This is a genomic window from Mesorhizobium sp. 131-3-5 (assembly GCF_016756575.1).
Taxonomy (GTDB): domain Bacteria; phylum Pseudomonadota; class Alphaproteobacteria; order Rhizobiales; family Rhizobiaceae; genus Mesorhizobium; species Mesorhizobium jarvisii.
Genome location: NZ_AP023255.1, coordinates 364,705 through 380,013, shown reverse-complemented (window position 1 = coordinate 380,013; position 15,309 = coordinate 364,705). Strand labels below are relative to the sequence as shown.

The 15,309-nt window shown below is 56.2% G+C and carries 11 protein-coding genes and 2 pseudogenes; 7 read left to right on the top strand and 6 right to left on the bottom strand.

Annotated features, from left to right (window positions below):
- Position 1 precedes the first annotated feature (1 nt).
- The 3 genes from JG747_RS34355 (at position 2) to JG747_RS34345 (ending at position 3,355) form a co-directional block, all read left to right on the top strand.
- The gene (locus tag JG747_RS34355) at positions 2-958 is read left to right on the top strand and encodes an ABC transporter permease (protein ID WP_199201234.1); all 957 of its coding nucleotides are present in this window, start codon (positions 2-4) and stop codon (positions 956-958) included.
- A 40-nt stretch (positions 959-998) separates the two neighbouring features.
- Positions 999-1,853: an ABC transporter permease gene (locus JG747_RS34350; RefSeq protein WP_199201233.1), complete on the top strand. Its 855-nt coding sequence runs from the start codon at positions 999-1,001 to the stop codon at positions 1,851-1,853.
- 107 nt (positions 1,854-1,960) lie between these two features.
- Positions 1,961-3,355, top strand: coding sequence for an amidohydrolase family protein (locus tag JG747_RS34345; protein WP_199201232.1), 1,395 nt, complete (start codon positions 1,961-1,963; stop codon positions 3,353-3,355).
- Between the two features lie 50 nt (positions 3,356-3,405).
- Here JG747_RS34345 and JG747_RS34340 read toward each other — a convergent pair.
- The 5 genes and pseudogenes from JG747_RS34340 to JG747_RS34315 form a co-directional block, all read right to left on the bottom strand.
- Positions 3,406-4,266, bottom strand: a pseudogene (locus JG747_RS34340) (IS630 family transposase); the annotation flags it as partial.
- A gap of 256 nt (positions 4,267-4,522) precedes the next feature.
- Positions 4,523-5,092, bottom strand: a pseudogene (locus tag JG747_RS37955) (helix-turn-helix domain-containing protein); the annotation flags it as partial.
- Positions 4,990-5,301, bottom strand: coding sequence for an enoyl-CoA hydratase/isomerase family protein (locus JG747_RS37950; RefSeq protein WP_446720629.1), 312 nt, complete (start codon positions 5,299-5,301; stop codon positions 4,990-4,992). The gene JG747_RS37950 and the pseudogene JG747_RS37955, both read right to left, overlap by 103 nt.
- A gap of 395 nt (positions 5,302-5,696) precedes the next feature.
- Positions 5,697-7,151, bottom strand: coding sequence for a betaine-aldehyde dehydrogenase (gene betB / locus JG747_RS34320; protein WP_244748504.1), 1,455 nt, complete (start codon positions 7,149-7,151; stop codon positions 5,697-5,699).
- Positions 7,152-7,792: 641 nt separating this feature from the next.
- Complete coding sequence (locus tag JG747_RS34315) at positions 7,793-8,635, bottom strand: enoyl-CoA hydratase/isomerase family protein (RefSeq protein ID WP_199201229.1); 843 nt, start codon at positions 8,633-8,635, stop codon at positions 7,793-7,795.
- A gap of 250 nt (positions 8,636-8,885) precedes the next feature.
- On the opposite strand from JG747_RS34315, the gene JG747_RS34310 reads away from it, so the two are divergent.
- The 3 genes from JG747_RS34310 to JG747_RS34300 are packed head-to-tail and all read left to right on the top strand — an operon-like array spanning position 8,886 to position 12,673.
- Entirely contained in the window at positions 8,886-9,830 is a 945-nt protein-coding gene (locus JG747_RS34310; RefSeq protein ID WP_199201228.1) for a dihydrodipicolinate synthase family protein, read from the top strand.
- Positions 9,808-11,334 carry an aldehyde dehydrogenase gene (locus JG747_RS34305; RefSeq protein WP_199201227.1) on the top strand — a complete coding sequence of 509 codons (1,527 nt, stop codon included), beginning with the start codon at positions 9,808-9,810 and terminating at the stop codon, positions 11,332-11,334. The genes JG747_RS34310 and JG747_RS34305 overlap by 23 nt, the downstream gene beginning before the upstream one ends.
- Positions 11,335-11,350: 16 nt before the next feature.
- Complete coding sequence (locus JG747_RS34300) at positions 11,351-12,673, top strand: NAD(P)/FAD-dependent oxidoreductase (RefSeq protein WP_199201226.1); 1,323 nt, start codon at positions 11,351-11,353, stop codon at positions 12,671-12,673.
- A 3-nt stretch (positions 12,674-12,676) separates the two neighbouring features.
- On the opposite strand, the gene JG747_RS34295 is transcribed toward JG747_RS34300, so the two are convergent.
- On the bottom strand, positions 12,677-13,588 hold the full coding sequence (locus JG747_RS34295; RefSeq protein ID WP_199201225.1) for a LysR substrate-binding domain-containing protein: 912 nt from the start codon (positions 13,586-13,588) through the stop codon (positions 12,677-12,679).
- A 163-nt stretch (positions 13,589-13,751) separates the two neighbouring features.
- On the opposite strand from JG747_RS34295, the gene JG747_RS34290 reads away from it, so the two are divergent.
- Positions 13,752-15,302 (top strand): trimethylamine methyltransferase family protein, encoded by a 1,551-nt coding sequence (locus JG747_RS34290; protein ID WP_199201224.1) that lies wholly within the window; start codon positions 13,752-13,754, stop codon positions 15,300-15,302.
- Positions 15,303-15,309: the final 7 nt, after the last annotated feature.

Genomic DNA, 15,309 nt, shown 5'->3' with positions numbered 1-15,309 from the left:
GATGACACCTATTGCAAAGATTATCGGTCAGCGTGTCGTTCTCGGCGCGCTGACCTTATGGATCGTGTCACTCATCATCTTTGGAGGCGTCCAGCTTCTCCCCGGGGACATTGCGACCGAGATGCTGGGCCGTTCGGCAACCCCCGAGACGCTTGCGGCCTTCCGCAAAGGCTTAGGGCTCGATATGCCGGTCTATCTTCGCTATTTGACCTGGTTGAATTCAGTCATCCATGGTGAGTTGGGGACATCGTTGGCCAGCGGCAGGGACATCGCCAGCCTGGTGGCGCCCCGCTTATTCAACACGCTATTCCTCGCCTTCATGGCAGCCGCGATATCAGTACCATTAGCGCTGCTGGGCGGGCTCGTCGCAGCCCTTTATCGTAATACGTTTGTCGACCGCGCGCTCAATGTGGTGACCCTGGCTTCTATCTCGTTTCCAGAGTTTTTCGTCGCTTACGTGCTGATGCTTTTCCTAGCTGTAAAAGCCGGACTGTTCCCGAGCCTTTCCGATGTCGACTCTGCGACCGGTCTTCTCGATCGCCTCACAGCAGTAACCTTGCCTGCGTTGACGCTAGCGGTGGTGGTGCTAGCGCACATGATGCGGATGACTCGAACTTCTCTTGTAAGCCTTTTAGGCAACCAGTACATCGAAACCGCTCGATTAAAGGGAATGTCGGAATGGCGCGTGCTCTGCCGACACGCTTTGCCGAACGCCCTAGCCCCGATCGCGACTATCGTAGTTCTCAATCTAGCCTACCTCATCACAGGCGTCGTCGTCGTTGAAGTTGTGTTTGTTTATCCGGGGCTAGGGCAGCTGATCGTGGACTCAGTTCAGAAGCGAGACATTCCTGTGGTTCAGGCCTGCAGCCTTATTTTCGCTGCGGCCTACGTGCTGCTCAATCTGACTGCGGATTTGCTATCAATCATAATGAACCCACGGCTCATGCACCCAAAATGACGAGCCGTTACGACATACAACTGTATTCAGGCGAGGCGTAATGGCGTTTCCACAGGCTCCCGGCTTAGTCCGGTCGGCAGCACAAAGGTTCGCTTCAGCACCCTTTAGTGCGCAGTTTGGTATGGTGATAGTCTCGCTTTACGCGATGGCCGCGATCTTCGCGCCACACCTCACCCCCTATGGTGAGGCGGAGATCGTCGGTACTCAGTTTGAGCCCTGGGGCTCCAGCTACTGGCTCGGAACTGATAATCTCGGCCGAGACATGCTCACCAGGCTAATCTTTGGTGCCCGGAATACCATTGGCATTGCGCTGCTTACAACTGTACTTGCGTTTGCCGTGGGCGCTTCAGGGGGATTGGCTGCGGCGACTTTCGGCGGCTGGACAGATCAGGTCCTCTCCCGGGCAATCGATGTGCTAATGAGCATCCCGCAGCTGATATTCGCTTTGTTGCTGCTTTCTATCTTCGGAACCTCCATACCGACCCTCATTCTTGTGATTGCGGTCCTTGATTCGACACGGGTATTTCGGCTAACCCGAGCAGTTTCGATTAACGCTGCGGTGTCGGACTATGTTGAGGCTGCTCGCTTAAGAGGGGAAGGTGCCATCTGGATCATGGCGAGGGAAATTCTTCCGAATATTCTGCCGACAATTGTCGCGGAGTTTGGGTTGAGGTTCTGTTTCGTGTTCTTGCTCATCAGCGGACTTTCATTTCTTGGCATTGGTATTCAGCCGCCGATGGCGGATTGGGGGTCCATGGTGAGGGATACGTCTTCATTGATTACCTACGGGGACATCACGCCATTGTTGCCAGCAGGCGCTATCGCGTTGATGGCCGTGTCCGTTAATTTGATCGTTGACTGGTTCCTGCACTTGGCGAGCGGCGTGAAAGACTAGCCCAAGAATAAGCATTCTGAGACAGCGACACATATCGCGTTGGCCGTCCCCGCAATCTTGCCGGCCTGCACTCCCGACCTAGACCAGCAACCCAGAACTAACGAGTGATGAACATGACAGCCATCCGTCAAATTGCAGATTGGGTCGAAGAAACCCCCTTCGTCGATACTCACGAGCATTTGATAGAAGAGAGTTTTCGAATTAAGGGTATACTCAGTGACCGCTGGTTCCCATGTGACGATTGGAGTTATCTCTTCGAGATCTACGCTGCCGACGATATTGTGGTGGCCGGCATGCCGGGCTCCCAGCTGCAGCGGTTTTTCGACCCGGATATTTCGAGCGATAAAAAATTCAGCCTAATCGCTCCTTTTTGGCATCGTATCCGGCTCACTGGCTATGCGCAGGCGTTGCGCTATACGTTTAGCGGCCTTTACGGCGAAAATGATCTTACACCAGAGTCGGTGCCGAGGATTGCTGATAAGTATCGGGAACTTGTGCAACCGGGGTTCTACAAGACCGTCCTGAAGCGAGCGAACATCGAGTATTGCCAGGTAAATTCCTCTCAGCGAATATTTATGCAAACGGAGCAGCCGGATATTCTCGCACAAGACCTGAATATTTCTGACTTTTGCCGATGTAACGATGGTGACTTCGAGCGGGTTAAGGCGGAAACGGGTAAAGAGCCGACGACCCTGGAGGAATGGTTAGGGATTATTGGTGACTATTTTTCCACCTTTGGGCCAAGGGCTGTGGCGGTGAAATGCCTCATTGCCTATTCAAGGCCGCTTAACTTTGCGCCAGTGGAGCGCTCCTATGCGGAGCGCCAATTCAAGCGTCATTGCAAGGAAGGTCTTGCTCCAGGATCACAAGAGCTGAAAGCAATTCAAGATTTTCTGTTTCGATACTGTGTCGGACTCGCTGGCGCTTACGGACTGGCGGTGAAGTTGCATACCGGGTACCTCGCGGGGTACAACGTGATGCAACTCGCTCACGTTCGAGACAATGCGGCAGACCTCTGCCGGATCTTGCAGGATTTTCCCGACACCCGTTTTATTTTGATGCATATAGGCTATCCTTATGAGAAGGAATTCATCGCGCTTGCGAAACACTATCCGAATGTAACGATCGATATGTGTTGGGCATGGATAGTCAATCCGGCGGCGAGTGTGCGCTTTCTTAAGGAATTTCTACTCGCGGTTCCGGCCAATAAGATATTTACCTTTGGCGGAGACTATCACGCGATCGAACCCGTCTTTGGCCACGCTGTTCTGGCACGTCGCGGTATCGTACACGCATTATCAGAACTGGTCACAGAAGGCTGGTTATCTCTCGAAGAAACTCGCGACCTGGTAGAACTGCTAATGCGCGGAAATGCACATCGCTTCTTTTCGGACCGTCTGTTAAACGGCCTTGTTGCCGGGCAGCCGCCAACCCATTCGGCAGAGTATGGTTCGAGGGGTCCTCTTCGAGGACAGGCATCGGAAAACCGCATTGCAACGTGAGCCGTAGGGCGGGACGTACAGTTTGCTTGGCATGGGTCAACCGCCCGTCAGAGCCACGAGCACGAGGTCGGCGTGAAGTGGAAGGTGAAGCGCTGATGGCGGCCGAGCCAAGCGCGCACCTTGCGGTGCTTGTAGGCGGCGTAGTTGTCGAGGACGACGTGGACGGCCTTGCTGGCCGGAGCTTGCGCTTCGATGGCGTTGAGGAAGCGGATGAACTCCTAATGGCGATGCCGCTGCATGTTCTTACCGATAACGGTGCCGTCGAGCACGTTGAGGGTGGCAAACAGGGTGGTCGTGCCATTGCGCTTGTAGTCGTGGGTCATGGTGCCGAGCCTTGCCTTTTTCATGGGCTGGCCGGGCTGAGTGCGGTCGAGCGCCTGGATCTGGCTCTTCTCGTCGACCGACAGCACGGTGGCGTGAGCAGGCAGGTCGACATAGAGGCCGACGACGTCGCGCAGTTTGTCGACGAATTGAGGATCGTTGAAGAGCTTGAACTTGCGCCAGCGGTTGGGCTGCAGCCCGTGCGCCTTCCAGATGCTACGCACAGTGTTTGCGCTGATGCCAGCCGCTTGCGCCATCATGTCCGCGGTCCTCGCCCGGCGGGTCCTGCAATGTCAGCGCCACCAGGCGCTCGGCGACTGCAGGCCCGGGAGGCGCAATGCGCGAAGGCCGCGTCTTATCGCGCAACAGTCCTTCGAAGCCTTCGGCGGCGAAGCGCTCCTGCCAGCGCCACACGCAGGTCTTGGACTTGCCGGTTTGCCGCATGATCTCGACGGTCCCCACGCCATCGCTGCTCAACAGAATGATCTCGGCGCGCCAAACGCGCTTCTGTGCTGCATTGCGATCCCGGATCAGCGGATTCAGGCCTGGCGATCGATCGACGAAACGGTGAGGGATATTCCTGTGCGCATGCGCCAGACTCGCATGCTCTCCCGCGAAAGGGAATCCCAAGCTGGACTTATGTTAGGCGAGAACCACTAGTAGCTCTGCACAGAGGTTATGGCTCTTTGGAAGTCGGCTTGGGATAGGCTTTGGCCATCTTAAGGCGTGCGTTTTCGGTAGAGAACATCCAGTTGATGCGAGCGCCACTGGTGTTTCGCAGGTGCTCCCAGGCAGCGGTTCTCTGCGACGAGGCTGAACTGGCCCCCATTTCGACCGGACAGTCGGCTATTGAGTTTGTGCTCGGATGAACTCCCTTGGGGAGCGCATTCTGAGCCCTGAATGAGGATGGTTTTCGTTGTAATCCTCGAACTATCCGGCGATTTTGCCGAGCGCGGTGACCGCATCTGGCAAAGGATTGACGCGAGCATAGTCGCGTTTGAAGGTTTTGACGAAGCTCTCGGATATGCCGTTCGACTCCGGGCTCTGGACCGGCGTGAAGCAGGCAATGAGATTGAGCACGTCCTCCATGCGCGCGACATACTCGGCGTCGACCTTGGGGATGCACCACATGGCCTTGCGCCAGGGCTTGAGATCGTTGTCGGCCAAGCGTCGGCGCACCGTCTCGCGCGACAGTTCCTGGTGATCGGTCAGTTTGACGAACTCACCGGCCAGCAGCTCCAGGGTCCAGCGGGCGCGGCCCGGCGGCGGGCTAGAACAGGCGGTGGCCACCAGCAGGGCTTCTTCCTTGCCCGTCAGCTTGCGTTGCGCGCCTGCGCGTGGCTCTTCGCTGAGCGCCGCCTCCAGCCCCATTTCCACGAAGCGGCGCTTGGTGCGATAGACAGTGGAGCCGCCGACCACCACGCATGGACATCCTGAGCGTCTTCGTAAAGATCATGTCCTGCGCAGAATCCGTTTCCGTTTCCGCGAATAACTATGACATTGACGGCGTCATAGTTATCTGCCCTGAGCAGCCCATGCTTTAGTTCCGCAATAAGGCGTCTGTTCATTGCGTTGATTTTCTCAGGTCGGTTGAGCGTCAGCCAGTAGACGCGATCCTCATCCACTTCATACAAAAGGTGCTCGTATTGAGTGGCTCCTATGTAAGGCTAAGCTGTTGGCTGCCCGTCTTACTTTGCCCCGCCCCCGCGACTTTGCGATCTGTGAAATCAGAAGCCGTCACGGCAGGCCCCGAAAGGTCTCAGGCGCGATGTGCTCCATCAATTCCTCCCTTGGGGTTCAGTTGTATGTCTTGGGTTTCAGTTAGCAGGTCTGTCGCACGCATATTGGCAACCGCTGATGTCGGATCATAGCTGCAAGGGGTGAACTTGGAGTCAGCGGTAGCATGACTTTTTGCTTCGCCAGCGCGCAAAAAGTAACGTGCCTGATGACTTTGCTTCGGTTATGCCGCTGCTGATACTACGGCTCACCCGCCCTTACAAATCGCGCAATCCCCAGTAATTTAGTAGGGGGCCCGCAGATCATTCATTGAGATGTAGACGGTCTTCATTTCGCTGAAGTGGTTGATCGCCAACTTAGAGTTCTCGCGGCCGACTCCAGATAGCTTTGAACCGCCGAACGGCGCTTCGGCCGGGGCTAGATTGTACGTGTTGATATAGCATGTGCCGGCCTGGAACTCTTTCGCCACACGGTGGGCGCGCGAGAGATCCTTGGTAAATACACCAGCAGCCAAGCCAAATTCCGTTGCATTAGCTCGCACCAGTACTTCTTCTTCCGTATCAAAATCCAATACCGACATAACAGGACCGAAAATCTCCTCCCGTGCTATCGCCATATCGTCCGATACATCTGCGAAGACCGTCGGCTCCAGGTAGAAGCCTGGTCGATCCAATTGACGCCCCCCAAAGGCTAGCCGCGCTCCTTCCTCGACGCCTTTGACAATATAGGCTTTCACGATTTCCATCTGGCGCTCGCTGACCATAGGTCCGAAGTTCACTTCCGGCTCCATTGGATCGCCGATTTTTGCGGTGATAAGCCTTGCCGAAAGCCGGTCGAGGAAAGCCGTCTTGATCCCTTTCTGCACGAAGACGCGGGTGCCGTTTGAGCAAATCTGGCCTGACGAGTAAAAGTTGCCGATAATGGCGCCACTTATCGCGTTGTCGAGATCAGCGTCGTCGAAAATAATCAAAGGCGACTTGCCGCCAAGTTCCATCGTGACATGTTTCATGCCTTGAGCCGCGGCTGCATAGACCTTGCGGCCGGTAGGCACTGAGCCTGTCAATGACACTTTCGCCACACGACGATCAGATACCAGCGCGGATCCCACCTCGCCATAGCCCTGTACGACGTTGAAAATGCCCTTCGGAGCGCCGGCTTCCATCAGCACCTCAGCGAGTTTGAGAGCCGAAAGAGGCGTCGTTTCGGATGGTTTGAACACCATCACGTTACCGCAAGCTAACGCGGGTGCAGCCTTGAAGCAGGCGATCTGAATGGGGTAATTCCAGGCGCCTATGCCGACGCAAACGCCAAGCGGCTCTCGTATCGTGTAGGCAAAGTCGCCGTTCGCGAGTGGAATGTATTCTCCAGTCAAGCTACCTGCCAGTCCACCAAAATACTCCAGAGCATCGGCGCCGGCCGAGGCATCAGCGACCAGGGTCTCCTGGATGGGCTTACCGGTGTCGTGGGTTTCAATCACTGACAGATCATAGTTGCGAGTACGCAGGATATCCGCAGCGCGACGCAGAATGCGTCCACGCTCGGTTCCTGTCATGGCAGCCCAGGCCTTCTGCGCGGCCGCTGCCGACTGCAACGCCTTCTCCACAATGGCTGGCGTCGCGGCCTGCAGTTGAGCGATCGTTTCACCCGTAGCCGGATAGATAACCTCTATGGTCTTGCCCGCGATGCTCTCAACATATTCGCCGTCAATGAAATGGCTAGCCTTTGGCTGGAACTTCACTTTGCAATGCTTCTCATCGTTTGTGTGTAAGACCAGATGGTCGGCCGCATTCGTAGTCATCGAATTCCCTTGCCGTTTCTCGCAGCGCGGCAGGTGCGCAGAAACAGTTTGCGATGGTTACACGTTTCCGAGGCGCCACCATTCTGAGTTTTCTGACTTCAAGGCCGACCCGCACTCCCAAGGGTAACGAGATGAAAGCAGCTTCCCTTGATCCAACGGCGACGCCAAGCTTCCGTTAGGGGCCCGGAATAGGTCAAGCCTGCGCGTCATTTGTGCGACGTTTCGATGACCGCTACCGGCTGGTTCAGAATTGCCTCGTTTATCTCAACGCCCAAGCCGTGACCGCAATCTAGCGGGAGCCGTATCTCGCAAGAGATCACCGGCAATGGGTTCTTCACCAACGGGAATTCTTCGCTGACAATTGTAGAGCCTAAATACCAGATTGCACGGCAAGGTGCGGGCCATGTGAGTTACGGCATGCCAAGAGGATGCCCCGTGCCATGAAAATCCTCGATGCGCACAGGAATCCCAAGTATCCTTGCCAATCCCATCGCCTGGCGCGTTGTGCGCGGCACCGGCGGAGGATCAACGTGTTGGTGGCAATGTCGGGGTGTCGGCTGGCCGAGTTCCGGCTTTAATCGTCAATCAAGCCCTTTATACCGGGCTTGAGCATGATCTAGCGCTGCTCTCAGGCCTTTTTCGATCGTCATCTTGGTAAGCTCGACGTACTCAGGAAGCGGCTGGGCACCCATGATTGCAACCTGCTCAAGGTAGAAGTCAGTCGCGCTCTTGAGGCCTTGCATTTCGTAAACGCGATTGAGATACATCTTGTGCATCCGTTGCATTTCTCGCGGCATTCGCGCCATGAGCGTGGCTTTCCGGCGAGTGGTTTCGTGAAGGTCTTCCGGCGCCACGACTTCCGTCACAAGTCCCATCTCTTTAGCTTCTTGGGCAGACACTTCACGTCCTGTGAGCAAAATGTCCTTTGCGGACTTCATGTTCACCATCCACGGCATGAACATGCAATGACCCGAGAGGGCGTAGCGAACTTCGCTGTAGCCCATCTTGGTGTCCGACGTGACGATTGTGATGTCGCAAAAGAGTGAGAGCTCAAATCCCTTTCCAATCGCATACTTGTGCACAGAAGCTATAACTGGCTTGCTAATGGTCCAGGGAGTCGTGAATTCTTCAAACTGACGAATATACTTTAGGCGATAATCATAGATAGACGAGCGATCGTCGGCGGTGTCCTCGTCGAGATCGTGCCCGGCGCAGAATCCGCGGCCAGCGCCGCGAATAACCACCACGTTCACATTGTCATCTTCGTCGGCACGAAGAAGCCCTGCCCTGAGCTCAGCGATTAGACGATGATTCATGGCGTTGATCTTCTCTGGCCGGTTCAAGGTCAACCAGCAGACGTGTTCAGCATCAACCTCATACAGGAGATGCGCATATTCGGTCGTCTCAGGGGTAATTCGGTCCATAACGCTCCTCCTTGGGCGATTAACTCTCAAACAGATGTCCATGTCGGCTTCAAGGGCCGAGTGTAACCGGCAAGCCTACTTCATGTCGCGGTTAAAGTCGCAGCTGCTTGGTTCCAGGGTCAGCGATAGCATTACTCCTCAGAATTGGGAGCGCGCAAAAAAGTAATCTGCCTAGTGATTTTGTTTCGACTGCCTAATGCCGCGACCTCGCATATAGAATCCACGCCAAAGTCGAAATGGAGTCAGGCGCATGTCCTTCGAAGGCGTCATACCACCGGTAACCACGCCCCTCCACGCGGACGGGTCGATAGACCGCGACGGTTTTTGCACCATGCTCGAGCACCTGGTTTCATCCGGCGTCCATGCAATCATCGTGGGCGGAACGACGGGCGAGTACTATGCACAAACTCGCGATGAGCGCGTGGGATTGCTCAAGCTCGCTAGAACGATCGTCAACGGTCGGCTTCCTCTGATCGCCGGCATCGGCGCAATCCGAACTGAAGATTGTATCGAATACGGATTGGTGGCCCGCGACCTGAAGTACGACGGGATCCTCATCGGGGCGCCCTATTACGCCGTGCCGACACAGCTGGAGTTGGCCAACCATGCACTGTCAATCGACAAGGCCGTAAATTTACCCGCCATGCTTTACAACTACCCCGGCCGCACCGGGACCATGATGGATTTCGAGTTCCTCGATCGGGTTGGGCGAAGTGCGAACTTCTGCGCCATCAAGGAATCTAGCGGCAGCGTGAATCAGCTCCATGCTCTAGCGCGAGACTACCCGCACATCGACTTGTTCTGCGGCATGGATGATCAAGCGCTGGAGTTTTTCGTCTGGGGAGCCAAGGGTTGGGTTTGTGGTGCAGGTAACTGTCTGCCCGAGGAGCATCTTGCCCTTTACAATGCCTGCGCCATTGAAAATGACTTCGTCAAAGGGCGACAGATCATGTCGGCGCTGTTACCTCTCATGCGCTTACTTGAGCAGGGCGGCAAATTTGTTCAAAGCATCAAGTATGGCTGCGAGTTGGCAGGCTTGCCCGCCGGCCCCGTTCGTCGACCGATGCGTGATCTCGATGAGACCCAGAAGCGTGAACTAGAGATCACGATCCGGACCTTGAAAGCAGTGATCGCATCGATCGTGGCCAAACCCCGGAATAAGGTTTCTGAAAATGTCATCGCTATTAACACGTGAGGAATACAACCGCCTGGCGAAAAGCCTGCCGCTGCCGACGAACGCCATTATTGATGGCAAGGCGCGCGCAGCGCAATCCGGCGAGACTTTTGAGACCAGCAATCCTGCAACTGGCCAGGTGATCGCCAGGATCGCTTCATGCGGCAAAGCCGATGTCGACCTAGCCGTAGAAAAAGCGCGCCTGGCGTTCGAGTGCGGCATCTGGTCGAGAGCCCATCCGACCGAGCGCAAACGTGTTATGCGGCGTCTGGTTAAACTGCTGGAGCGTAACGTCCACGAGCTAGCTGTCCTTGAGGCACTCGAAAGCGGCAAGCCCATTTTTGACGCGCAGACCATCGACATCCCCGAAGCTCTCCATTGCCTCGAATGGCACGCCGAAGCGACCGACAAGCTCTACGGCCAGACATCACCGTCGGGCGAGGACGTAGTCTCGATGATCATTCGTCAGCCGCTTGGCGTGGTCGCCTGCGTGCTGCCATGGAACTTCCCAATCTTGATGCTGGCCTGGAAAATCGGACCAGCGCTCGCCACCGGGAACTCTGTCATTATCAAACCCGCAGAGCAGACCAACATGTCTACCCTGCGTGTTGCGGAGCTTGCTCTGGAAGCTGGTATCCCGGCGGGAGTCCTGCAAGTGGTACCAGGTCCTGGCGAACTTACTGGGCGCGAGCTCGGTATGCATGCCGACATCGATATGGTCGCTTTTACAGGTTCCACCGACGTCGGACGAAAATTCCTGGAATATTCGGCAAGATCGAACCTGAAGCGCATTGTACTGGAGTGCGGCGGCAAGAATCCTTGCATAGTTCTGGAGGACGCCGAACACATCGACGTGGTCGCGCAACACGTGACCCAGGCAGCGTTTTGGAACATGGGAGAGAACTGCTCGTCCACTTCGCGAGTAATAGTACACGAGAAAATCAAGCCTAAATTGGTCGAGACCATTCTCCACAAGCTGCGCGAATGGCCGCTGGGAGACCCGCTCGACCCGGCAAACCGATTAGGCGCAATCGTGTCGAAAGAGCAGTTCGACCGTATCATGGGTTATATCAAGAAGGGTCGCGCGGAAGGAGCCAAGGTCGTGGTGGGCGGCAGTGCCCACAAGCACGGCAAAGGTTATTTCATCGAGCCCACCATTTTCGATGACGTAAGGCCGGAAATGACGATCGCTCGCGAGGAGATTTTCGGGCCCGTCCTCTCAATCATCTCTGTCGCCGGTGCCGATGAGGCGGTGCGGATCGCCAACGATACCGACTACGGCCTCGCCGCCTCGATCTTTACCGCGAACATAGGCAAGGCACATCGAATTGCGCGGGATATTCGGGCCGGAACCGTTACGATCAACTGCTATGGGGAGGGAGACATCACGACGCCGTTCGGCGGGTTTAAGCTTTCTGGCTTTGGCGGTCGCGACAAGTCTCTGCATGCCCACGACCAATACACTGAACTCAAGACCATATGGACGGACATCTCCGATCCCAAGGTCTCGCGTTCCGTAGACTAATCGGAATCAATATCTGATGAGTATCCATCTGGCTGTCCGTACGCCCGCCGACGTGGCCACGCCGGGTTGGTACGGTGTTTTGCCGTCTCCCAAGGCGGCTGAGGTGCTGCTCGGCCGATACATGGCTGACTGGGTCATTGTAGGAGCAGGCTTTGCCGGCCTTGCGGCCGCGCGGCGCCTCACACAATTGGTACCAAACGATCGGATTGCTATCGTGGACGCCCAGCGTATCGGCTGGGGCGCAGCGGGACGAAATTCGGGCTTTATGATCGACCTGCCTCATGAATTGGGTGGCGAAAACTACGGCGGCAGCCGGGAACACGATCTAAAGCAGATCCAAATGAATCGCGCTGCGATAGAATTTTCCGGCTCTGCGGTCGAGGAATTTGGGTTAGACGCGTACTTCGCGAGAGCCGGCAAAATCCACGGGGCGGCGACAGATCACGGCCTTCGATCGCTCCGTGAATTCGAAGGCCATCTTGTCGGGCTTGCAGAGGATTTCAGAAGCCTCGATGCGACAGACATGAAGCGCATCACGGGTACCGATTTCTTCGTCGGTGGCACATTTACTCCGGGCACCGTGATGGTCCAACCCGCGGGCTTCATTCGAGGCCTGGCTACAGGATTGGCCGAACGCGTCAAGATTTTTGAAAACACGCCCGTGACCGAGGTTCGCACCGGCAAGGAGCATCATGTGCAGACGCCCGAGGGCGAAATTGTCGCGCCGCGGCTGATCTTGACCGTCAATGGGCATCTAGAAAGCTTTGGGTTCTACAAACAACGTCTCCTTCACGTGTTCACTTACGCCAGCATGACGCGGGCGCTCTCCAACGGAGAACAAAGGGCACTGGGTGGCGAGCCAAGCTGGGGACTGATTCCGGCCGATCCAATGGGATCGACCATCAGACGTTTAGGAGACCGCATTGTCGTTCGAAACACGTTCACCTACAACCCGTCGATGACGACAAGCGAAGGTCAGGTGAAAAGGATCGGACATAAGCACGACCGCTCTTTCAGGGCGCGCTTCCCAATGCTCAACGGCATGAGAATGGAGTATCGCTGGGGCGGTCACCTATGCCTGTCGCTCAACTCGGCGCCGGCATTCGGTGAGATCGAGGAGCGAGTTTATGTAGCGGGCTGCTGCAACGGACTTGGCACGGTGAAGGGCACGCTCTACGGTATGCTGATCGCCGACTTGGCCGTAGGGACAGAAGAGCCAATGGTCGCGGATGCTCTGCTAGAACCGTCGCCAAACCAGCTCTATCCAAACTCGTTGATGGCTATCGGCGCACCCCTGCGACTTTGGGCGATGCAGAGGCGTGCCGGGCGCGAGCTCTAGCAATCAAGTTTCGCGTTCCTTGGTCGCCATCTGCCTTAACCATTCTCGAAGCAGCTCAGCAGCAGGTGACAGGTTTCTGTTATCATTCCAGGTTAGATAATATCCCCCTGGAGCAGGCATTTCGAGGTCGGTGATCTTTACCAATTTGCCCTCTTCTATCAGTGGCTGCACCAGTCGGTGCCAACCTACAGCAATTCCCTGATCGGCCTGAGCGGCCTGCAATGCCACAGAGAATTTGCCAAGCCTACGGCCGCGAGGAGTTCCATGCGGAATTCCTGCGCGCCGGAACACCTCGTCCCACCCTGTCCAATCCGGATCCACCCAGTTGACGTGTAGGAGGGGAAGGTCGGGTAGCGATTCAGCTGTGGCATCCCGGTGCTCCTGGGCAAAGCCGGGCCCACAAACGGGATAGATCACATCACCAAACAGCAATTCGGTGTTTTCATCCGGCCACGATCCGAATCCATATCGGATTCGTAACTCAACTTCAGCGCGTCTGTAGTCGCGCGTATTGTCGGAAATCAGGTGGTCGACCGCGATCTCGGGATTGCTATTCCAAAAGCTCGGCATGCGCGGTATCAGCCACATCGACGCGAAGCCATCAGAGCAGGCAATTGTAACGTTTTTCGCGCGATCACCGCGCTTGATCATTCTGACAACCTCGGATGCCCTGGAAAAACCGCTTGCCAACACGGCATAGAGATCCTCGCCAGCGCTGGTGAGCACGACACCGGTTCCAAGCCGTACGAAGAGAGGAACGCCAATCTCGTCCTCAATAGCTTTTATCTGTCGGCTCACGGCGCCCGGCGTCACATTGAGCTCAGAAGCCGCGAGCTTGAACGACAGATGCCTTGCAGAAGCCTCGAACACTGCAAGCGCGGTCAGGGACGGGAGATCATAGTAGCGACGAACCATAGGACACTGCAACCGAACTGGCCGCGCCCGAAAACCAGGCAGCGCTTTAGTCAACACCGGGGTGAGACTTTTGCATTAGGCCAAATCCCTTGGATTAAGCAATAGTCACGCAGAGGGCGCTCATTCAATGCCCCTGCGTTTCTTTATTTTTTTGGAGACCGGCATGACCGCTGAACCAATAGCTTCGCGACGAGGCGGCCGGGACGCGCGGCGAACAATTCGCACCGCGCCCAACGTCGAAATGCTGCCAACGCTCAAGCGCGGATTGCCCGTGGTTGAACCAATGGATGCCGAGCAAGTCGAGCGAATGCACGAAGCCTCACTGGCCATATTGGAAGAGGTCGGCGTCGTATTCCGGGATCCGATCGCGATTGAAGACTGGCGCCGGGCAGGCGCAGACGTTCGCGGCGAACGGGTCCATCTAGACCGCGGTTTGGTAATGGAACTTATCAAGACCATTCCGAGAGAGATTGAGTATTTTGCGCGCGATCCTGCCAAAAATGTCGAGTTGGGAGGCCCGAAGTCTATCTTCGTACCGATGACCGGCGCTCCCTATATGCGCGATCTTGACGACGTTCGACGTGGTCCAACGATTGCCGACCTCGGCACGTTCCACAAACTCGCGCATATGATGCCCGCACTCCATTCCTCAGCGCATCACATCGTCGAGCCGATGGACATTGTGGTGGCGCACAGGCATTTGCACATCACTTATTCGTCCATGAAGTATTCTGACAAGACGTTCATGGGCATGACCACGTCGCCGAAAAACGCAGAAGACGCTCTCGACATGTGCGATATCCTTTTCGGACCGGGCTTCCTGGAAACTCATGCGGTCACTACCGGGAACTGCAACGGCAATTCGCCGCTGGTGTGGGACCAAGTGATGCTTGGCGCCATGCGAGCCTTCTGCCGGCGTAACCAACCGGTGCTTTGCTCGCCCTTCGTACTCGGCGGAGCCAATACGCCGGCGTCCACCGCTGCCGCGGTCGCCCAGCTCAACGCGGAAGCGCTTTCGGCCCTTGCTTATACACAGGTTGTGCGAAAAGGCTGCCCAGCGATCTACGGACATTATCTTTCGACGGTATCGATGCAGTCCGGGGCGCCGATGGCAGGAACCCCCGAAATCTCGTTAATGAACTTCATGATCGGGCAGATGGCCCGACGATACAATATTCCGTGGCGCACTTCTAACTTACTCGGCGGCGCGAAAGTGTTCGACGCTCAGTCCGGCTACGAGAGCGCCATGACGATGATGGCCGTGCTGATGTCAGGGGCCAACTATATCTGGCATTCGGCAGGCTGGAACGAAGCCGGGATGCATTGCTCAATCGCTAAATTCGTGGTCGACGCGGAGGTCTGTGATATGGGCTACCGCATGACCAAAGGCATTCAGTGGGATGATTTCGACGAAGCGCTTGCAGCGATTCGTGACGTTGGACCTGGCGGCCACTACCTTGGCCACCCGCACACCCAAGCCAACTTTCAACGCGCATTTTTCATACCAAAGCTGTTCGATAACAACTCGATCGAGCAGTGGAAAGCCGATGGCTCGAAGGACATAAAGCAGCGCGCCCTCGAACACGCCAGACATCTTTTGGGAGAATATCAGGAGCCCAAGCTGGACCCGGCTAAGGATGAAGAACTGCGAGAATACATCGAACGCCGCTCGCGCGAGATTCCAGCAGTCGACGCGCTAAATGACGAATATTGAGGCCAGT